A 19,900-nucleotide genomic window follows, 5' to 3' on the forward strand; every position below is an offset into this window, starting at 1 on the left:
TAGGACAGTGGCCGAGCCGTATGGCGGTTCATCGCGACTCCTCACCGAGGGTCTTCCACCAGGTCGCGCCGAGCAGCATCGTCATCACCGCGGCCCGGCCCGGCGCGATCCCGCGCTCGGCGGCCACCCGGCGGGCCGCCGGAATCTGGGCCGCGTGTACGCCGACGCTGAGCACCACGTCGATCCAGAACGCCACCCGCAGCAGCCGCGAGCGGAACGGCCGGACGAGGCCGAGGAGCAGGAAGGCCCACCCGAACACCGGGATCGACCGCAGCGCGAGCACGGTGCCCCGGCTCGGGGCCGGTGCGCGATGCCTGGGCTGCTCCTGGCGGGGCGCGTCGACCGTCCAGACCCGCCCGTTCTCGCCCCTGTCGGGCACCGCGTGCATGGCCATCACCGCACCTCAGGGCCGCGATAGGTGACCGCGGCGGCGGTGGGCCCGCCGTCGGCGGCGACGAACAGCAGTGGCCGGTCGGTGCGTCCGGCCTCGCGCGCGGCCACGTAGGCGGCGGTGAGCGCGGACGTGTGGGCGTCACCGGCGAAGTCGTCGGTGACCACGGTGTCGATGCCGAGTTCGGCGGCGAGCTGCCCGGCGTATTCGGGTGTCGGCTTGCCGCACACCAGCACCACCTGTTCGGGGTCGAGGTGGTCGGCGGCCAGTGCTTCCCTGGCGGCGGCGGCCGCGTGCTCGACGAGTTCCGGTGTGCTGGTGCCGAGTTCGAGCGTCAGCGCCGACCGTCCGGTGGCGCCCATGGCCGACAGCGTCACATAGCCCTGCGGATCGGGCAGCGCGTCACCGGCGCTCACGTGCACCGCGCCGAAACCCGGTGCGGTGGGGTGATTCTCGAGCACGAGCGCCGCGCCGACGGGTTCGAACGCGAACTCGGCGTCCGCCGCGCCTGACGGATGCGCGTCACCGGAGACCACGACGACGTGGCCCGCGGGCAGGTCGGCCAGTAGTGAGGTGGCGACCCCGACCGCGTTGACGAGTCCACACGCGCCGTTCATCAGGTCGAACGACAGGCACGGTACGTCCCCCGGCCGGTATTCCAGGCCGATTCCGGCGGCCTGCTGGATGAGCGCGGCCACCGCCGGTTCGACGAGGTTCGCGTCGCGGTACACGCCCACATTGATCAGCGCGTCGACCTGTTCCGGCCGACAGCCCGCGCCGGTGAGCGCCGCCTTGGCCGCGTCCGCCGCCTGGCCGACGGAGCTGACCCCGCCGGTCTGTGTCACGGCCGAAGAAATGATGATTCCCATACTGTCCTATACCCGAAGATCGCCGATTGTCACCGACAGGAACCCGGCGACCACCCCGGAGGCGGCCGGAACGAGCAGCACTTTGGACCCCGGTGCGATGAGTCCCCGGCGCAGTGCGTCGTGCAGCACCACGAAGTGCGAGGTCGAGGCGGTATTGCCGTACTTGTCCAGTACCGCGAGTTTGGGCGGCATCAGCGAGTCGAACTCGCGCTCGGCGATCTTGTCGATCAGTTCGACCGCCGGCCCGCTGAACTGGTGGTGGATCAGGTAGTCGTAGCCCTCCTCGGCGAAGCTCGAGCCCCGCTCGGTGAGGAACTCGCGCTGCCGCGAGGTCCACAGCAGGTACCTGGACTCGTTGTGCATCGCGCGGTTGTCGGTGTAGAGCGCGACGCCGGGGCCCTGATCGCTGGGCATACCGAGGCACAGTTTCGCGAAGGCGGCGCTGGTGTTGAGTTCCACGTAGTCCAAGCCGGGACCGTCGGTGCCGTCGAGCAGCACCGCCGCGCCCGCGTCACCGACGGTGAGCGAGGCGAACTGCGGGTCGTACTTCTGCGAGATCTCGCGCACGGCGGTATCGGAGATCGGGGTGATGCACTCGCCGGAGACCACCAGCCCGCGGCGGACGGCTCCGGCGCGAATCATCCTGTCCAGCAGCAGGACTCCGGTCAGCATGCCAGCGCACGCGTTCGACACGTCGAAGTGGATCGCGCGCGTGGCGCCGAGGGTGTTGCGCAGCATCAGGGCGAAGGACGGTTCGAAGCAGAAGTCCTCGCCGCGGGTGCGGGTGATCGAGCAGGAGATGATCACGTCCAGGTCGGCGGCCTCGTAGCGGGAGTTCGCCAGTGCCGAGCGGGCGGCGGCGAGGGCGATGGTGAACGAGTCCTCCTCCGCGCCCTCGGCGTCGCGGCCGCGCACCCGCCGGGCGACCACCCCGCTGACCTTCTCCAGGTCGAGTGGCGCGTCGACGGCCAACCGGCTCATCAGTTCCGCCGTGGTCACTTCGCGGGTCGGCAGATACGCGCCGACAGCTTCGATTGTGGATCTCACCATGTGCCAGTTCACTTCCCCGGATATCGCGCGTGATGCGAAGTCCTCCATCCGCGCATCTCGCCGATCCTAGTCACAGACCTTCACTATTCGGTCACGCTCGACTAGATTCTGCCGGGGTGTGGAGCGCTGCCCGACGCCATGAACTCACCCTACTAGCCGCAGGCCAGCCCTGGTTGCCGGGAGTTCTGCTTCTCGGCCGGGTCGCGCGCCCCATTCGCAAGGTCCCCAAGCTCGGCTGGTTCGTCGCCGATCCGCTGGTCGCGCGGCAGATCTACAACGACAGCGCGCACTTCAGCATCGTCTCCGAAGGCGCGGCCGGGCACTGGTGGGCGCAGGTCATCGGGGACTGGGTGGAGGACCTTTTCGAGGGGCCTGGACACACCGAACTGCGGGCCAAGGTCCGCGATCTGTTCACCCTCGCGCACACCGATGCCCTGGTCGAGCGGGTGATCGGGCCGGACCTGCGCGATCTGCGGGCCCGGCTGGCCGCCGGCGAGACCGTCGACATCGCCGCGCGTGCCCAGATCCTGGTCGGTCGCAGTGTCTCGGACCTGGTCGGCATGCGTCCCGAGGACATCGCCGCGGCCATCGGCGGCGATCCCACCGGGGACACCGACGCCCTGTTCCTGCGGCTGTTCCACCATGTCGAGGAACTGGTCAACCTCGGTTTCGGCACCATGGCATCGACCACGCTCGACCCGGTCGCGGTGGCGCGGGCCAGGGAACTGGCCAGCCGACTCGCTGTCAATGTCCCTACCGCCTACGAGCGGGCCGATCCCGATACGACGCTGGGCCGCTGCCGGGAACTCGGGCTCGAGGTCCAGCACGCCGCCGGGCTGGCGATCCTGATGGCGGTCGCCGGCACCGACACCCTGGCCAGCGCCATGACCAGGATGGTCGCGATCATGCACGACACCGGGCAGCACCGCGCGCTGATCGCCGCGCCGGACCGGATGCCCGACGCGGTGCGCGAGATCCTGCGCGTCACCAGCCCCGCCTACCTGGTCGGCCGGTCGGTCACGGCCGATGTCACCGTCGCCGGGCGCGCACTGCGCGCGGGCGAGCACGTCAAGATCCTCACCTGGACCATCAACAACGCGGTCGGGGAATTCGACATCGCGCGCGACTACGTGCCGGAGACCCGTCAGCTCTGGTTCGGCGGCGGCCGTCACCTGTGCCTCGGCGCGCAGCTCGTGCACTCCGAACTCACCGCGCTGCTCACCGCACTCACGGCGGACGGGCGGCCCTGGGAGATCGTCGAGCGGCGCTACCGCCGCAAGGTCTTCATCCCCACCTACGAGACCCTGCGGATCCGGCTCACGCGCTGACGCTCACCGCACCAGCTGGAGCCGGCGTGCGAGATCCGAGGCGAAGACCCGCTCCGGATCGACCCGATCGCGCACCCGCCGCCATTCGTCGAGGCGCGGGTACATGGCGGCGATCATCTCCGGCGTGGTGCGCGAGTCCTTCGCGAAGTACAGGCGCCCACCCGCCGCGAGGACCCGCTCGTCGAGCCGGGTGCAGAACCGGTCCAGCCCCGGCGTCAGCGCGAAGTCCAGACTCAGCATGTACCCGGGATGCGGCCACGACAGCGGCGCGCGATTCCCGGGGCCCATGCGCTTGAAGACGTTCAGGAACGAGTGGTGCCCGGACTCGGCGATGGCCCGCACCGCGGCCGCGAGCTGCTGCTCCGCGCCGAACGGCATGGAGAACTGATACTGCAGAAAGCCCCGCTTGCCGTAGGCACGATTCCACTCCCCGAGCAGGTCCAGCGGGTGATAGAACTGCGTCAGATTCTGGATGCGCCCACGGGCCCGGCGCGGGAACAGCCGGTACGCGGCCTCGGCCGCGATCCGCGTGGTGACGCTGTTGACCATCCCGTTCGGGAAGATGTCGGGCACCGTGAACAATTGCGGCGCATCGAAATTCAGCGGCCTGCTCCGCAGTTTCGGCGGCAACTGATCGAGCGTCGCCAGTGATCCGCGACTGAATCCGGCGCGGCCGAGCGAGGGTCCGGTGGAGATGGTGTCCGGGACCGACATCGAGTAGTCGTAGCCGTCGTCGGACCCGCCGGTGAGCAGCTCCATCGTCTCGTCGAGGTCGCGGGTGCGGTCGTTGTCGACGAGGAAGTACGCGGTCTCGGTGTGCTTCAACCGGATTCGGGCGCCGGTGATGATGCCGGTCAAGCCCATGCCGCCGACCGTCGCCCAGAACAGGTCGGCCTCGGCGCCCTCCGGCGTGAGCGTGCGCACCGTTCCGTCGGCGGTGAGCAGGTCCAGCGACACCACGTGATTGCCGAAGCTGCCCTGCGAATGATGGTTCTTACCATGGATATCGGAGGCGATCGCCCCGCCGACGGTCACCTGCCGCGTTCCCGGCAGCACCGGAACCCACAGTCCGTGCGGCAGCGCGTGGCGCATGAGCGCATCCAGGCTGACGCCGGCGTCGACGTCGACGATTCCGCTGTCCGGATCGATCCGGTGGATGCGGTCGAGCGCGGTCATGTCGACCACCACGCCGCCGCCGTTCTGCGCGGGGTCGCCGTAACTGCGGCCGAGTCCGCGCGCGATCACCCCGCGTGGCCCCGCGGTGCGCACCCGCTCGGCGATCGCCGCGACGTCCGGCGTGCACACCACCTCCGCGACGGTGGGCGCCGTGCGTCCCCACCCGCTCAGCGCCCGTCGCGAACCCGTCTCATACCCCTGCGTGAAAGTCACAGGAGCACACGCTAAAACGGCTTCCTGAGGACACGCTGAGCGGCAATCGAGCAGGTCGGCGGTCCAGTGGCCGGGGTTCGCGCGTGGTCGCCCGCGACGGTGGTGTGCCGGTCAGCGGTCCAGCGGTCGGGGATTCGCGCGTGGTCGCCCGCGGCGGTCAGCGGTCGGCGGGCGTGGTGAGGCGGGCGGACGGTTCGTCGTCACCGGCGCCGGTGCGGCGAGTGGGCGCCGGCTCGGTGAGTGTGCCGTCGCGAACGGTGGCGATGCGGGTGGCGACGGCTTCCAGTAGTGGCTGGTCGTGGGTGATGAAGAGGATGGCGAACTCGGGGAGGCGGGAACGCAGGAGGTGGACCAGGTTGGCGGTGGTGGCGGCGTCGAGCATGGCGGTGGGTTCGTCGAGGATGAGGTAGCGGGGGGACTGGGCGAGAGCTCTTGCCACGCAGGCGCGTTGGAGCTGGCCGTCGCTGAGGGCGTGCGGGCGGCGGTCGAGGAGGTCGGGAGTGAGGCCGATCGCGGTGGTGAGGGCCGCCAGGTCCGGCGGGGGTGTGCGGCGGATCTTCGTGGGTTCGGTGATGATCTCGGTGAGGGTGAAGTTCGGGTTGGTCGCCGCGCGCGGGTTCTGGAAGACCATGGCGATCTCGCCGCGTGCTCGTCGCGGTGACCTGCCGTCGACGGTGACCCGGCCCGCGGTCGGGGCGAGCAGTCCGGCGAGGGTGCGTGCCAGGGTGGTCTTGCCCGACCCCGAATCGCCGGTGATCCCGACGATCTCACCGGGTGCCACCCGCAGGTCGACACCGGTGAGCACCGGGGTGCCGGCCCGATAGCCCGTGGTCACGGCCTCGGCGATGAGCATCAGGACCTCGCTCGGCGGATCAGGCGCTGGTCCTCGCGGAGCAGTGCGGTGGGTCCGCCCGCGTACGGGCAGTCCTCGGACAGGTTGGTGAGGGCGCGCGGTGGGTGCGGCAGCGGGGTCAGCCCACGTTCGGGGAGGGCGGCGAGCAGGTCACCGGTGTAGTCGTGCCAGGGGTCGGCGAGCACCTGGCCCGCGGGGCCCACCTCCATCAGTCGCGAGGCGTACATGATGGCGAGGGTGTCGGCGATCCCGGCGCGCAGCAGATGACTCACATCGTGGGTGATCAGCAGGACCGCCGCGCCGCTGTCGGCGCAGTCGCGCAGCAGCTCGCCGATCTGATCGGTGCGCGCCCGGTCCAGTCCCGAGGTGGGTTCGTCGGCGACGATCACTTCGGGATCCCCGGCCAGCGCCGCCGCCACCGCCGCCCGCTGCGCCATCCCGCCCGAGAGTTCGTGTGGGTAGAGCGTCAGCGCGGAGGCGGGCAGTCCGGCCCTGGCCACCAGTTCTTCGGGAGAGTGCTCGGTGCCGAGCGCCGCGATGGTCTCCGCCAGCTGTGAGCCGATGGTGCGCACGGGCGTGAAATGGGTGCCGGGCGACTGCGGGATCAGCGCGATGTGCCGCCCACGGAACCGTTCGGCAGTCGTTCCGGGCCGTCGTGCGTGGCCGACGGGCACCGTGATGCCAAGTGCCGTGCCTTCGGGATCCGCGCCACCGTGGGATTCGACCCGCGCGGTGTGGCCGTGCCGCGCACCCCCGTGCCGCTCGCCCCTCGCGGGTTCGACACGGTGCGCGCGCGGGGCGGCGGCATCCTGCGCCGCACCGGTACCCCGGCGGCCGGTCCATCGTCCCCGTCCGAGAGTCCAGCGCCGAGAAGGGGATTCGTGAAGGACATCCAGCACATCGATCGACCGCCCGTCGACGTGCAGCCGCACCGACCCGCTGACCACGGCCTCGGGTGGCAGCACGCCGAGCACCGCACTCGCCACGATCGACTTCCCGCAGCCGGATTCGCCGACCAGCGCGGTGATCGAGCCCGCGGGCACGTCGAGCGAGACCTCGGTCGCGGCGTGTACGACCGCGTTGCCGCGCACCGGGATTCGGACGGTGAGCGAGTCGATGGTGAGGCTCATCGGGGCATCCTCGACGGTTTGGGCGGGAGCAGGACCCCGCGCAGTGACGATCCGGCGACGGCGACCGCCACGGTGGTGAGCACCAGGAACCCGGCCGGGAACACCAGCGTCCACCAGCCGCCGAGCAGCAGCGAGGTGCGCGCCTCCGCGAGCAGGGTGCCCAGGCTCGGTTCGTGCGGTGGCAGGCCGAAGCCGAGGAACGACAGCGTCGACTCGTGCCAGATCGCGTGCGGCAGCAGCAGGACCACCGCGATCAGCGCCTGCGGCGCCACCGCGGGCAGCAGATGCCGCACCAGGAGATGCCGCCGGCCCGCCCCGGCGAGCACCGCGGCCGCCACGTACTCGCGTTCGCGCAGACTCAGGCTCTCCGCGCGCACGATCCGCGCCACCTGCACCCAGTGCGTGAGCCCGATCGAGAGCACCACGGCGAGGGTGTTGCCGCGGAACAGCGCCACGATCACGATCCCGAGCAGCAGGTGCGGCAGCGCGTTCGCGGTGTCGGCGAACCGCATGACCACCCGGTCGATCCACCCACCGGCCAGCGCCGACACCGCGCCGACCAGCACGCCGAGCGCTGTCGACACCGCCGCCGCGCACGCCGCCACCAGCAGCGAGGTGCGCAGTGCCGCCGCGATCCGGGGGAACAGCGACCGGCCCGCGGAGTCGGTGCCGAACCACCACTGCCCAGACGGTGCCTGCCTGGCCGCGGCGAAATCGGTGAGCCGATCGTCGACCCCGCCCAGCCACGGCACCAGCACCGCGTACAGCACCACCGCGCCGAGGACCGCCAGCGCGAGGGACAACCGCCGCTCAGCCATCGGCCCGCACCCGTGGATCGAGCACGACGACGGCGATGTCGGCGAGCAGCGAACCGAGCATGACCGCGCAGGTCGTGCCGACGGTGAGTACCGCCAGCAGCGCCATGTCGAGATCCTTCGCCGATTGCACGAACGCGCCGGCCACGCCGGGCCAGGAGAAGATCTCCTCCACCAGCACCGCCCCGACGACGACCTCCGGCAGCCGGACGCCGAGGATGGTGACGAACGGCGCCAGCGAGGTCGGCAGGAGATGCCTGCGCGTGATCGCCGACGTGCCGATGCCGCGCGTCGCGGCGCCCACCACGAAGTCCTCGCCGCGCCGGTCCGATACCGATTCCCGTACCGCCAGCAGCAGCCACGGCACCTGGGAGACCGCGAGCGCGGCGGCGGGCAGCACGAGATGCCGTGCCACCTGGCCGAATCCGGCGTCGGCGCCCGCGTCGGTCAGCCCCGCCGGCGGCAGCCAGCCGAGCCCGACCGCGAACAGCGCGATCGCGCCCAGCGACACCACGAACGGCGGCAGCCCCTGCAGTATCACGCAGGTCGCGGCCACCAGCCGGTCGACCGTGCCGCCGCGATGCATACCCGCCCATACCCCGACGCCGAGCGCGATCGTCACGGCCGCGCCCATGGCGACGACGACGAGCAGGACCGTCCACGGAAGACGTTGGGCGAGCAGCTCACTCACCGGTTGGGCGAAGCTGCGCGAGACGCCGAGGTCGCCGGTGCACAGGTCGGCCAGCCAGTGCCGGTACAGCTGGTACCAGGGCGCGTCGAGACCGAGCTGCTGGGTCAGCAGGGTGCGGTCGGCCGCGCTCGTCGTCTCGTAGCGCGCGCCGAGGTAGCCGACCAGCGGATCGAACGGCGACACGGCGGCCGCCGCGAACAGGGCCGCCGAGACCGCCGCGAGCACGGGGACCAGGGTCAGCAACCGCCGCCGTGTCATCGCCCCGATGCCGCGACCGCGCCAGCGACTGCGTCTCACCGGCGCGTCCACGTCTGCACCGACCACCACGGGCCCCAGGTGACACCGTGGGTGTGTGGCTCGAGAATCGGGCCGGAGGTGGTCCAGGCGCCCTCCTTCACCACATAGGTGTGGTCGAGGTGGACCAGGAACACGTGGCTCGGGTCCTGGGCGTACTCGGCCTGCACGTCGCGGTAGGCGCTCGCCCGAGCGGCCGGATCGGTGGTGCGCCTGGCGGTTTCGAGAAGCACGTCGACGGCGGGATCGCGGTGGCGGCTCGCGTTGTCGTACGGACTGCCCGCGCTCGCGTCGGTCGCGGGCGAGTGCAGGGTGGCATACGCCTGGGTGTCGGGATCGAAGGGCTCGCTGCCGCCGCCGAGCAGAATGCCCGCCTGCTCGATCCGCGGCTCGATCCGATCCCAGGACAGTGCCTCGAGATCGACCTCGACGCCGACCCGCTTGGCATCGGAGGCGAAGGCCATGGCCAGGTCACGGCGCAGGGTGTCGGTGGAGTTGTACATCACCGTGAACCGAGCGCGCACACCGTCTTTCGCGCGGACGCCGTCGGCACCGAGCCGCCAGCCCGCGCCGTCGAGGATCTGTTCAGCCCTGGCCCGGTCGAACGCGAAAGACACGGCCGGATTGTGTGATTCGCCGTAGACCTCCGGGAACGGGGTGTAGGCGGGGCGGCCGTAGCCGCCGAGGATGTTGTCGATCATGGCCTGCCGGTCGACGGCGTGATTGAGCGCGAGCCGCACCGCGGGATCACCGGCCACCGGATCGGCGGCGGGCAGGGACACCCCGCGCCAGTCGGCGGAGGTGTTGGCGTGCACCGTCATCGGCGGGCGCTGGGCGAAGGTCGCGGCGAGCAGGGGCGGCAGGGTGGTGCCGTCGAGTTCGCCGGTGGCCATGCGCTGCGCGCGGGTGTTGTCGTCGGGGACGTAGAGCAGCGTCAGCCGTTTCACGGCGGGCGCTCCGCCCCAGTAGTTCTCGTTCGCCTCGAACACCGCCCGCGTCGGCTCCAGGGTTGCGAGCCGGTAGGGGCCGGTACCGATCGGCGCGGTGTTCAGCGCCGACTCCGCGGCGGGGCCCGGCGTCGCGACCGACTCCGCCGGGACGATGCCGATGAGCAGCTTCGTCGGGAACGCCGCATAGGGATGACGCAGGGTGAAGCGGACCGAGTCCGGCTCGACGGCCTCCACCCGCTCGATCATCGAGAACGAGGAGCGCGCCTCCGAAGCCGACGCGGGGTCGAGGATCGCCCGGTAGGTGGCGACCACGTCCTCGGCGCCGAACGTGGAACCGTCGCTGAAGCGCACGTCCGACCGCAGCGGCGCGGTCCAGACCGTGGCGTCGGCGTTCGGGGCCGGCAGCTCGGTGGCCAGCGACGGCGCGAAACCCGGCATGCCCTCACCGCCGGTGAGCCGCAGCAGACCGTCGTAGACCTTGGCCTCCCCGGCGGCGCCATACCCGGCGATCGGGTTGTATCCGCCCAGCTCGTAGGCGTCGGCGAGGACCAGCGAGTCGGTCTGCCCGGTGGTCGGCGTGGCGCACGACGACAGCGACACAGCCAGCGCGCACGCGGCCCCCACAGCGAACAGCGGCCTGGCGCGGAGCTTCATCTAGCGGTCCCAACTGTTTATCTGAACAGATGGACAGATGATAGACGAGTTGTAAGCTGAGGACGCCATGGGAGAGCCACGCACACTGGACGGATCGCCGGTCGAACTCGGCCGTCGCGCGATCGGTGATGTCGAAATCGCGGCCTGGGCACAGCGATTCGACCTGCTCTCGGATCCGAACCGCCTGGAGATCCTGCTCTGCCTGCACCGCACGCCCGGGATCAGCGTCGGCGAACTGGCCGCCGCCATCGGGCGTACCGAGAACGCGATCTCGCAGGCGTTGCGCGTGCTGCGCCACGAAGGTTGTGTCACGTCGAGCCGGGAAGGCCGGACGGTCACCAACCGCCTGACCGACCCGATCATCCACGACATCCTGCACAGCATCGGCGCCGAACACGGCTGAGCCGCCGTGTTATCCCGAGCCGGGGCGCACGATCATGAGCACGACCACCACGGCCCACAGCAGGTTGTAGATGCCCGCGAGCATCGACAGTGTGCGCAGGCGTTTGCCGTCGTCGGGGTTGTCGAGTGCCGCGCGTTGCAGCGGATGGATCTGCAGGGCGAGCAGGCCGCCCGCGACGGCGGTGAGGATCATCGCCATGGTGATCCAGATTTCGTTCATCCGGCCCTGGACCGTGGCCAGGACGATGCCGACCACCGGAACGATGATCGCGAGTTTCGCGTAGTTGCCGGTGATGCGGTGCATCGCCACCGCGACGGCGCCGCTGCGCACGGATTCGGCCTGTTCCGCCCCGGCGAGCACCGGGGCATAGCGCGGGAACAGGCTCGCGGCGACCGCCGAGCCGCCGACGAAGACGATGCCCGCCAGGACATGTACGGACAGTAAGACGTGTTCCACCCGACCTCCAACCTTCAGCGTGGCTGAAGCCTAACTCGAGCTTCAGTCTGTTTGAAGGTTGGCTGGGTCACGATTCCGGGAATCGCCGGGCGTGGCACCGGTGAAGGCCGCGACGATCGCCGCGCCGACCTGGCGCTGGATGGGATCGGCATCGGGGCCGAACAGCTGGGAATCGACCTGGCTCACCACTTTTCGCGCCTCGCCGAGCAACCGCGTGCCCGCGGGCGTGAGCTCGATCGCCGAGGCCGACCCGGCGCGTGCGGTCCGGTCCTGCACCAGGCCCGCCGCGACCAGAGCCTTCACCGCGGTGTGCACGCTCTGCACGCTGGTACCCGACATCCTGGCCAGCTCGCTGAACGACGCGCCGGACACCCCGTTGATGTGCCCGAGCAAGCCGAGCTTCGCCACCGTGAGCTCCAGCGGCGCCAGCGCCGCCGCCAGTGCCGCCTCGACCCGGCGGCTCAGCGTGATCACCAGGATGGTGGGGCTGATCGCCGGCGGGCCGGGGCGGGTGTTCTCGGTGGTCACCGGATCATTTTCCCGCACGCGCCCGCGCCGGAGCCCATCGGCCGGGGCGCGGGTCGCGCGCGGAATCAGATTCCCGAGCGGATCATCCCCTTGCAGCGCATGAGGAATTCGGCCAGGTAGCCGTCGTGGGGGACACCGGGGCGCAGCCACGTGGTCGGGTTGTCGCCGAGGTAGAGGTTGGTGATGGTCGGCTCGGTCAGCAGGGCGTCGACGAGCTCAGCGCGGGTGGTCATGGCTGTGAGAACGAGCGAATCCCGCAGGGGCGCAATGCCGTCCGTGGGCTGCCAGGGGCCGACCCAGACGCACGGAAAGGCCAGTTCGACCCCGAGCTGCGGCGCGCTCGCCGAGTCGACGAGGTGCACCGCGGGCCGCAGTACCGCGCCGCCGGAGGGCAGTTCGTCGACGATGCTCGCCCCGCCCAGCAGCGGTGTCGCGTTTCCGGCGACCTCGTGCAGGTAGGCGTCGATCGCGGTGACAGTCGGCACCGGCTGCACGGTGAGGAGGGCATCGGGGTGTTCGGCGGGCAGGCTCGGGATCCGGTCGAGCCGTTCGGCCAGTGCCGTGGCCAGCGGCTCCGGATCGCCTTCGACCAGGACCCCCGTGGTGCAGGTGCAAGCCGTGCCACCCAGGTGGCTCACCGAATCGGCGATCACGTCGATGTGTTCACGCCAGTCCACGTCGGCGGTGACCAGGATCTTCGATCGGCCGGGGCCCTGGGTGAGCACGCGCGGGCTCGCGCCGTACTTGTCCACGACATCCTGACCGCCGTACACGATCGCGTAGTCGGCCTCGGCGATGATCACGTCGGCCGCCGCGTAGTCGGTGGGCAGCAGCACGATCGTCTCGGGCGGGAAGCCCGCTGCGCGCAGTGCGCTTACGAGCCGGTACGCGGTGAACGGTTCGCGCGCCGACGGTCGGACGACGACCTTGTAACCCAGGGCGAGGGCCTCGGGCCAGAGTCCGTGCACCGCGGGGGTGTTGCCCGCCGCGTGCACCGCGAAGACATCACCCTTGCGTACCCACACCGCCGCGCCGGCGCGCGTGCGCTCGTCGGACCACTCGGCCACCGCGCCGCGCGGCATCGCCGATTCGATGGTGTCGCACTGGGATCGGAGCACCTCGGCGACCCATTCGACCGATTGCCGCACCACCTGGCGGGGCACGCCGGACACCGTCGAGACGATCCGGATGTACTGCTCGGGGTCGAGTCCGCCGATCGTGGCGGTGGTGAACAGTTCGGCCGCCTTGCTCATCAAGGCGAAGCGGTCCGCGGCGGGGACGGTCGGCGCGGCGCGCATGGCCGTGAGCGCGCGCCGCACGAACAGGGCCGGAACCTGGCCGAGCGCACCGACTTCGGTGCCGTCCAGCGCGGTGATCGGCACGCGCTGCCTGGCCCGGTACGGTCCGGCGGGGCCGAGGGCGTCGATCTCGATCATCAGTACACGCCCTCGATGACGGACCGGTCGGCGAAGGTCGTCACGGGGCGCACGTCGGCGACGGCGCAGCCGAGGGTGCCCGGCGCCGGTTCGGCGGCCACGGCGGTATCGCGTTCCAGATTGTTGGGCAGCAGGGCGTACTTGGTGAGGTGGTTCATCACGACCTGGCCGCGTTCGCCGTAGGGGAGATCGTCACCGGTGGCCGGGTCGACCACGCGGAACGCGATGAACGGGCTCGGGGTGTCGAATACCGCGAGGCCGTCCGCGCGTTCGTCGTCGCGCTCGCGGGACATGCCGAGAATGGTGGTGCTGCCGTACAGGCCCTTGAGCGGGATGCCGGGAAAGACCTCCTGCCGCAGGATCTCTCGCGTGTCGGCGTCCATGTGGGCACCGCTCCAGCACAGGAATTTCACCTGCTTGCGGACGGCGTCGACCAGCTCGGCGCGGCGGGCCAGGCGTTCGAGCAGGGGTGGCGTGGCGATGAGGATGCCCACCGACTGGGTGGTCAGGATCGCGGCGGCCTGGTCGATCAGGTGCTCGGCATAGCGGTCGGCGCCCTCGGTGTCGCCGGAACCGATCAGGTGCTTGATCCAGCGCGGGTCGAGGTCGACGGTGAACTTCACCCCGTCGTGCCTGCGGGCGCGACGAGCGGCGAACTCGCCGAACATGTGTGGGCCACTGGGCGCGATCGCCAGGGTGTTCATCGGGCCCAGGTCGGCGTAGTGGTGCTCGTCCCAGGACAGCGCGAACTCCATCCACGGTTCGAACATCACGAACCGCTTCGGCGCCCCCGTCGTGCCGCCGCTCTCGAAGATCCCCGCGATCTCGCGATCGGCCCCGCGCAGGCCGCGCGGGATCAGGTCCGCCACCGCGATGTCACGGAACTCGTCGATCACGTTCGGGAACAACCGCAGGTCGTCGAAGGTCCGCACGTCCGCGCGCGGGTCGAAGTCGAGTCCCTCGGCCCGCCGTAGCCAGTAGGGACTCCCCGTCTCGGCATCGAAATGCCACCTCATCAACGCCCGGACGTAGTCGTCGGGATCGACGTCGACAGCGTCCAGCTCGAGTATGTCGGACCACATGGCACAGCCTCCGGAGTGCGCAAACAATGGGCGTTTTGCGAGCTTCATCGTTGCGCCGCACCGGCTTCCACCGTGCCCGTGCCGACCCACGTCGATCAGACGATAGGAAGGTCTATGCCGGAGCCGGGAATCCGCACACCGTCGTGGTGATGGTCGTCGCGACTGCCGGGCATAATGACGGCAGGTCATCGTTCGGGCGCGTGGGGGCAGTGATGAGGTATCGACGTTCGGGTTCGGTGGTCTTCCTCTGGGTGCTCGCCGCTGTCTGGTTCGTGCTCTGCGTCGCCGCGAGCATCTCGATCGCGATCGATCCCTCGATGGGTGAAAGCGACCGCGCCACCACCGCGCTCGGCGCCCTGGTCGTCGGCGTACTTCCCGGGGGCGGTGTGCTGTGGCACGACAAAGCGCTCGAGCGTCGCTTCGCCCTGATGACGGCCCGTGCCGCTGCGCCGCCGATGCCCGTCCGGCCGCGGGTGCCGCCACCCGCGCCGGTTTCCGCTCCGCGGCTGCCGCCGCGATTGCAACCGGCCTGGAATCGCCTGGCGCAGGCATGGACGGTGGTGACCGAATTGCAGCGGCAGGGCTGGGTCGACGCCGACAGCACGCGTGGCCTGCCGCAGTCCATGGCCCGGCTGCATCAGCTCGGTGTCGCCGACGGGATGACCGACCATCTGGGCGGTCGGCAATCGAATTCGGTGGAGCAGCAGATCGGCAGGCTCGCCGATCTACTGGTCGCGCTCGCCGACGAGGCCGTCGAGCATCAGGCGACGATCGGGGCGGGCGACTTCACCCCGGCGACCCTGGCCGCCGCCGCGCAGCGCCTTGCCGCCGACTCGGCGGCCTATCGAGAACTTATGGAGCTCAGTGGAACCTGGGCCGCGCCGCCGGCGTGACGGTCAGGCGGGGAGGGCGGGGGCGGTGCGGGGGTGGGTGGCTTCGGGGGTGACGGTGATGAGGTCGCAGACGGCGAGTACGGGGTCGGGGAAGCCGTCGAGGTGGGTGAGGGTGGGGGTGACGACCGCCGCGGCCTCGGAGGCGGTGACCACGTCGAGGAGGCGGCCGATGGGGTCGACCGTGCGGTCGCTGAACACGACCGTCTTGGTGAAGCGGTAGCCGAGACGTTCGGCTAGGGATCGGATCTGCGTTTCGTCCCAGGATTGGGCGACACCCGAGATGTCGCGGCGCAGATAACCGATCGCCGGTGGCTTCATGGGGGTAGACGGTACCGGCGCGGAGTGTCCGTTACCGGGTACGTACGTGAACGTGAGGCTGATTCGCAATCTGACTGAGACATGTTTCGGAATTGGGTCCGCAGGGAACCCTGCCGTGATCTACTGCTGCCCACGCGGACGCGACAGCGCATCGACGACGGGGTCGAGCGGCGTCCGGGGCCATGTGGGAGACAACGATGGTGGACAGCAGAATGCAGCGGGCGGCCGGTTCGATGGCGGTGTTCGCGGTGGCGGCGGGCTTCGCGGTGGCGGCGATGCCGGGAACGGCCGCGGCCGCCCCCGGCTCGATCACCTGGAGCGACGGGAACAGCAAGTTCACCCGAACCGTCTCGAACACCACACCGGTCGTCGGCGACACGATCACCGTGACCACGAAGTTCGAGCGGACCGGGATTCCGGTCGAATACATCTACAACATCAAGGATCTGCACCCCGCCTGCCTGACGCCGGTGCCCGGCTCGGCCAGGATGGGCGGTGACGTCGTCACGCTCGACACCTCCTCCTCGGACTGGGTGCGCGCCGAGTTCGGCATCACCAAGTACCCGGTGTATCCGAACATCGATCCGAAGTCGCAGACCTTCGAGGTGCAGTACAAGGTGGGCGTGAACTGTGCCCGCGACACCCCGCTGCCGACCTCCATGCACTACGGCGGCTCGCTCGGCGACGGCACCTATCAGGGCAAGGGCCCGGCGATCACGGTGTCCAGCGACGCCGTGTCCAACACCGCGCTCGCCGAGGTCACCGGCGCGCAGGTCGGCAAGGCCGTGACGCTGGAGGCGACCGTCACCCCGGCGGGCGCGGGCGGCACCATCCAGTTCAAAGCGGGCGACCAGGTGCTCGGCGACATTCCCGTCGCCGCCAACGGCAAGGCCTCGCTCGTCTGGACGCCCGGCGCGGCCGGCTCCTACACCATCGGCGCGACGTTCTCCGGGCGCAGCGGCGTGGCGAGTTCGTCCACCACCAAGGTGGTCACCGTGGCCGAGCTGCCGACCGAGCCCGAACCGGGCGGTGGCGGCGGCTTCGGCTCGCTCGGCTTCTGAGTACCGCCCCCGGCACGGAATCGGTTGCTAATACGTCTCGTTGGAGATCAACGCGGTGAGCAGCTGGCGGATCGCGGCGACCCGCCGTTCCGTGCCGGGGAGCTGGTCCAGGGCGCACTCGGGATCGGCGGGCGGACCCAGGTGGGTGCAGCCGCGCGGGCAGTCCTCGATGGCGTCGGCCAGATCGGTGAACGACGCGATCACGTCGTCGGGCGTGATGTGGGCCAGCCCGAACGAGCGCACGCCCGGCGTATCGATCACCCAGCCGCCCTCGGGCAGCGGTAGCGCCACCGACTGGGTGGAGGTGTGCTTGCCCTTGCCGACGCCCGACACCTCGCCCACGGCCCGATACGCGTCGGGCACAAGACGATTCACCATCGTCGACTTGCCGACCCCGGAGTGCCCGATCAGGGCGGTGAGCCGGTCGTCGAGCAGCTCGAGCACCGGCTCGATCGGATCGTCGATCCCGGCGTAGAGGATCTTCAGATCCAAACCCTCGAAGGCGGAAGCGAATTCGGACTCCGCGACCAGATCGCGCTTGGTGAGCACCAGGATCGGTTCCAGCCCGCCGGCGTAGGCGGCCACCATGGCCCGCTCGACGAAGCCGGTGCGCGGCGGCGGATCGGCGAGCGCGACCACGATGAACAACTGCTCGGCGTTGGCGACGACGATCCGCTCGAACGGGTCGGTGTCGTCGGCGGTGCGGCGCAGCACCGTCGCGCGTTCGGCGACCCGCACGATCCGGGCGAGCGTGTCGGGTCTGCCGGTCAGATCACCGACGACGTCGACCTGGTCGCCGACCACGATCGGCGTGCGGCCCAGTTCCCTGGCGCGCATGGCGACGATGCGCCGGTCGGCGTCACCGTCGAGCACGCACCCCCAGCGGCCACGATCCACCGCGACCACCATCGCAGCCTCGGCGTCGCTGTGCTGGGGGCGGGTCTTGGTGCGCGGACGTGAGGCCTTGCCGGGACGGACCCGGACATCGGATTCGTCGTAGCTGGCTGCGGTGCGGCCGCGGCGGGTCAGCGCGCCGCTCCCTCACCCGATAACGCGGGCGCCAGCATCTGCTCCCACAGGGTGACGAAGGTCGGCAGCGTCTTGGCGGTGGTGCCGATGTCCTCGATCTCCACGCCGGGCACCCGCAGACCCAGGATCGCGCCGGCGGTGGCCATCCGGTGGTCGGCGTAGGAGTGCCACTGCCCGCCGTGCAGCGGGGCGGGCACGATCTCGAGCCCGTCCGCGGTCTCGGTGACGTTGCCGCCGAGCCGGTTGATCTCCGCGGAAAGCGCCGCGAGGCGGTCGGTTTCGTGGCCACGCAGGTGCGCGATGCCGCGCAGGACGGACGGGGAGTCGGCCAGCGCGGCGAGCGCGGCGACCGTGGGGGTGAGCTCGCCGACATCGTGCAGGTCGATGTCGATGCCGGCCAGGCGCTCCGGGCCGCGCACGGTGAGCACGCCGTCGAAGATGCGGGCCTCGGCGCCCATCCGCACCAGGATCTCGCGGATCACGTCACCGGGCTGGGTGGTGCCGCGCGGCCACATCGGGATGCTCACCTCGCCGCCGGTGACGGCGGCCGCCGCCAGGAACGGGGTGGCGTTGGACAGGTCGGGCTCGATCTCCCAGTCGACCGCGCGGATCGGGCCCGGCTCCACCGTCCAGGTCTGCGCGCTGCGCGCATCCGCGGGAGTGTGCACGCGCACGTCGGCGCGGCGCAGCATCTCCACCGTCATCTCGATGTGCGGCATCGAGGGCAGCGGCTTGCCGTCGTGGTGGACGGTGATGCCCTCGTCGAAGCGGGCCGCCGAGAGCAGCAGGCCGGAGACGAACTGCGAGGACCCCGAGGCGTCGATGGTGACGGCGCCGCCGCGCAGGCTGCCGGTGCCGTGGACGACGACCGGCAGCGCGTCACCGTCGACATCGAGGCCGAGCTTGCGCAGGGCGTCGAGGATGGTGGTCAGCGGGCGGTGCCTGGCCTGTTCGTCGCCGAAGAACGCGACGTCGCCGGTCGCCAGCGCGGCGGCGGGCGGCAGGAACCGCATGATGGTGCCCGCGAGGCCGCAGTCGACCGCGGCACTGCGCAGCGGGGCCGGCGTGACCTCGAGGGTCTCCGCGTCACCGATGATCTCGGTGCCGAGGCTCTGCAGGGCCTTGATCATCAGGTCGGTGTCGCGGCTGCGCAGCGCACCGGTGAGGGTGGACGGGCCATCGGCCAGTGCGGCCAGGATGAGCGCGCGGTTGGTGATGGATTTCGAACCGGGCAGGGTGACGGTCGCGTGGACGGGGACCTCGATGTGGGGCGCTGGCCAGAAACTCACCTGCCCATCTTCGCGCATGTGCGGCCGGGACACACGGGTGGTGGTGAATTCGGCGTGGTCGGCACTTGTCACCGGCTGGTGCGACGATGGCCTCATGTGCGGACGATATGCGACGACCACCAACCCCGGTCGCCTCGCGGCCGACCTCGACGCGATCGACGAGACCGACCTCGACGCGGCTCAGCAGGAGTCCACCGTCAGCTACAACGTGGCGCCGACCAGCCAGGTACTGACCGTGGTGGAACGGCACGAACACGGCGCCCCGGACGACGATCCGGCCCTGCGCGTGCGGCGGATGCGCTGGGGCCTGATCCCGTCCTGGACCAAGGCGGGGGAGCCGGGTGTGCCCGCCAAGGGCAAGCCGCTGTTCAACGCCCGCGCCGACAAGGCGATCACCGCCCCCTCCTTCCGCGACTCGGCCAAACACAAGCGGTGCCTGGTGCCGATGGACGGCTGGTACGAGTGGCTGGTCGAGCCGGACCCCACCGCCAAGGGCAAGGCCGTCAAGCGGCCGTTCTACATGTCGCACGCCGACGGGTCGCGGCTGTACATGGCCGGGTTGTGGTCGGTGTGGCGCGACCGCGCGGTGCCCGACGCGCCGCCGCTGCTCTCGTGCACGATCCTCACCACCGATGCCATCGGCGAGCTGGCCCGCATCCACGACCGGATGCCGCTGCCGATGCCGCGCGAGCACTGGGACGCCTGGCTCGATCCGGACCGGCCCGCCCCGGCCGACCTGCTGAGCGGCGCCTCGCCCGCCGAGGTCGACGCGATCGTGGCGCGGCCGGTCTCGACGCTGGTCAACAGCGTGCGCAACAACGGCCCGGAACTGCTCGCCCCGGCCGATGACACGGGCGGCACACCGGCTCTGTTCTAGCTACCGGACGCGGCCGGGGGGGGGGGGGGGGGGGGGGGGGGGGGGGGGGGGGGGGGGGGGGGGGGGGGGGGGGGGGGGGGGGGGGGGGGGGGGGGGGGGGGGGGGGGGCGGGGG

At 70.8% G+C, this 19,900-nt stretch carries 21 protein-coding genes; 5 read left to right on the plus strand and 16 right to left on the minus strand.

Going from position 1 to position 19,900, the window contains the following annotated elements:
* Nucleotides 1-28: 28 nt before the first annotated feature.
* From QH270_RS14575 to QH270_RS14585, 3 genes are read right to left on the minus strand one after another with little or no spacing between them, the layout of a single operon-like run.
* Nucleotides 29-394, minus strand: coding sequence for a hypothetical protein (locus tag QH270_RS14575; RefSeq protein WP_280342099.1), 366 nt, complete (start codon nucleotides 392-394; stop codon nucleotides 29-31).
* On the minus strand, nucleotides 394-1,236 hold the full coding sequence (locus QH270_RS14580) for a hypothetical protein (protein WP_280342101.1): 843 nt from the start codon (nucleotides 1,234-1,236) through the stop codon (nucleotides 394-396). The genes QH270_RS14575 and QH270_RS14580 overlap by 1 nt, the downstream gene beginning before the upstream one ends.
* 30 nt (nucleotides 1,237-1,266) lie before the next feature.
* Entirely contained in the window at nucleotides 1,267-2,310 is a 1,044-nt protein-coding gene (locus tag QH270_RS14585) for a 3-oxoacyl-ACP synthase III family protein (protein ID WP_280342103.1), read from the minus strand.
* A 173-nt stretch (nucleotides 2,311-2,483) separates the two neighbouring features.
* Between QH270_RS14585 and QH270_RS14590 the strand changes: the two genes are divergently transcribed.
* Nucleotides 2,484-3,638, plus strand: a complete 1,155-nt coding sequence (locus tag QH270_RS14590; RefSeq protein ID WP_280342105.1) for a cytochrome P450 — start codon at nucleotides 2,484-2,486, stop codon at nucleotides 3,636-3,638.
* A gap of 3 nt (nucleotides 3,639-3,641) precedes the next feature.
* On the opposite strand, the gene QH270_RS14595 is transcribed toward QH270_RS14590, so the two are convergent.
* From QH270_RS14595 to QH270_RS14620, 6 genes are all read right to left on the minus strand, one after another.
* Entirely contained in the window at nucleotides 3,642-5,027 is a 1,386-nt protein-coding gene (locus QH270_RS14595; RefSeq protein ID WP_280342106.1) for an FAD-binding oxidoreductase, read from the minus strand.
* A gap of 157 nt (nucleotides 5,028-5,184) precedes the next feature.
* A complete protein-coding gene (locus QH270_RS14600) occupies nucleotides 5,185-5,880 on the minus strand; it encodes an ABC transporter ATP-binding protein (RefSeq protein ID WP_280342110.1) in 696 nt (231 codons plus the stop codon).
* Entirely contained in the window at nucleotides 5,880-7,010 is a 1,131-nt protein-coding gene (locus tag QH270_RS14605) for an ATP-binding cassette domain-containing protein (RefSeq protein ID WP_280342112.1), read from the minus strand. The genes QH270_RS14600 and QH270_RS14605 overlap by 1 nt, the downstream gene beginning before the upstream one ends.
* The gene (locus QH270_RS14610; protein ID WP_280342114.1) at nucleotides 7,007-7,828 is read right to left on the minus strand and encodes an ABC transporter permease; all 822 of its coding nucleotides are present in this window, start codon (nucleotides 7,826-7,828) and stop codon (nucleotides 7,007-7,009) included. The genes QH270_RS14605 and QH270_RS14610 overlap by 4 nt, the downstream gene beginning before the upstream one ends.
* Nucleotides 7,821-8,774 carry an ABC transporter permease gene (locus tag QH270_RS14615; RefSeq protein WP_280342139.1) on the minus strand — a complete coding sequence of 318 codons (954 nt, stop codon included), beginning with the start codon at nucleotides 8,772-8,774 and terminating at the stop codon, nucleotides 7,821-7,823. Before QH270_RS14615 ends, QH270_RS14610 begins: the two co-directional genes overlap by 8 nt.
* Before the next feature lie 35 nt (nucleotides 8,775-8,809).
* Nucleotides 8,810-10,414 (minus strand): ABC transporter substrate-binding protein, encoded by a 1,605-nt coding sequence (locus tag QH270_RS14620; RefSeq protein ID WP_280342116.1) that lies wholly within the window; start codon nucleotides 10,412-10,414, stop codon nucleotides 8,810-8,812.
* A 67-nt stretch (nucleotides 10,415-10,481) separates the two neighbouring features.
* Here QH270_RS14620 and QH270_RS14625 point away from each other — a divergent pair, with 67 nt between their 5' ends.
* Entirely contained in the window at nucleotides 10,482-10,817 is a 336-nt protein-coding gene (locus QH270_RS14625) for an ArsR/SmtB family transcription factor (RefSeq protein WP_233000376.1), read from the plus strand.
* A 9-nt stretch (nucleotides 10,818-10,826) separates the two neighbouring features.
* On the opposite strand, the gene QH270_RS14630 is transcribed toward QH270_RS14625, so the two are convergent.
* From QH270_RS14630 to QH270_RS14645, 4 genes are all read right to left on the minus strand, one after another.
* Entirely contained in the window at nucleotides 10,827-11,273 is a 447-nt protein-coding gene (locus QH270_RS14630) for a hypothetical protein (protein ID WP_280342120.1), read from the minus strand.
* A gap of 42 nt (nucleotides 11,274-11,315) precedes the next feature.
* On the minus strand, nucleotides 11,316-11,801 hold the full coding sequence (locus tag QH270_RS14635) for a MarR family winged helix-turn-helix transcriptional regulator (RefSeq protein ID WP_280342123.1): 486 nt from the start codon (nucleotides 11,799-11,801) through the stop codon (nucleotides 11,316-11,318).
* A 65-nt stretch (nucleotides 11,802-11,866) separates the two neighbouring features.
* Complete coding sequence (locus QH270_RS14640) at nucleotides 11,867-13,237, minus strand: aldehyde dehydrogenase family protein (protein WP_280342125.1); 1,371 nt, start codon at nucleotides 13,235-13,237, stop codon at nucleotides 11,867-11,869.
* Entirely contained in the window at nucleotides 13,237-14,319 is a 1,083-nt protein-coding gene (locus QH270_RS14645) for an AMP-binding protein (protein WP_280342128.1), read from the minus strand. Before QH270_RS14645 ends, QH270_RS14640 begins: the two co-directional genes overlap by 1 nt.
* 212 nt (nucleotides 14,320-14,531) lie before the next feature.
* On the opposite strand from QH270_RS14645, the gene QH270_RS14650 reads away from it, so the two are divergent.
* Complete coding sequence (locus tag QH270_RS14650) at nucleotides 14,532-15,212, plus strand: hypothetical protein (RefSeq protein WP_280342130.1); 681 nt, start codon at nucleotides 14,532-14,534, stop codon at nucleotides 15,210-15,212.
* A 3-nt stretch (nucleotides 15,213-15,215) separates the two neighbouring features.
* Here QH270_RS14650 and QH270_RS14655 read toward each other — a convergent pair whose 3' ends face one another.
* A complete protein-coding gene (locus QH270_RS14655) occupies nucleotides 15,216-15,530 on the minus strand; it encodes a hypothetical protein (protein ID WP_280342133.1) in 315 nt (104 codons plus the stop codon).
* Between the two features lie 197 nt (nucleotides 15,531-15,727).
* Between QH270_RS14655 and QH270_RS14660 the strand changes: the two genes are divergently transcribed.
* Nucleotides 15,728-16,591 (plus strand): Ig-like domain-containing protein, encoded by an 864-nt coding sequence (locus QH270_RS14660; RefSeq protein ID WP_280342135.1) that lies wholly within the window; start codon nucleotides 15,728-15,730, stop codon nucleotides 16,589-16,591.
* A 27-nt stretch (nucleotides 16,592-16,618) separates the two neighbouring features.
* Here the strand turns inward: QH270_RS14660 and rsgA are convergent, their stop codons facing one another.
* Together rsgA and aroA are read right to left on the minus strand one after the other, a co-directional pair.
* On the minus strand, nucleotides 16,619-17,620 hold the full coding sequence (rsgA, locus tag QH270_RS14665) for a ribosome small subunit-dependent GTPase A (protein ID WP_280342141.1): 1,002 nt from the start codon (nucleotides 17,618-17,620) through the stop codon (nucleotides 16,619-16,621).
* Nucleotides 17,617-18,927 carry a 3-phosphoshikimate 1-carboxyvinyltransferase gene (gene aroA, locus QH270_RS14670; RefSeq protein WP_280342143.1) on the minus strand — a complete coding sequence of 437 codons (1,311 nt, stop codon included), beginning with the start codon at nucleotides 18,925-18,927 and terminating at the stop codon, nucleotides 17,617-17,619. The genes rsgA and aroA overlap by 4 nt, the downstream gene beginning before the upstream one ends.
* Before the next feature lie 76 nt (nucleotides 18,928-19,003).
* Between aroA and QH270_RS14675 the strand changes: the two genes are divergently transcribed.
* Complete coding sequence (locus QH270_RS14675; RefSeq protein ID WP_280342137.1) at nucleotides 19,004-19,786, plus strand: SOS response-associated peptidase; 783 nt, start codon at nucleotides 19,004-19,006, stop codon at nucleotides 19,784-19,786.
* Nucleotides 19,787-19,900 lie beyond the last annotated feature (114 nt).

Origin of the sequence: Nocardia neocaledoniensis, from assembly GCF_029868625.1 — a bacterium.
In the GTDB taxonomy this organism is placed as follows: domain Bacteria; phylum Actinomycetota; class Actinomycetes; order Mycobacteriales; family Mycobacteriaceae; genus Nocardia; species Nocardia neocaledoniensis_A.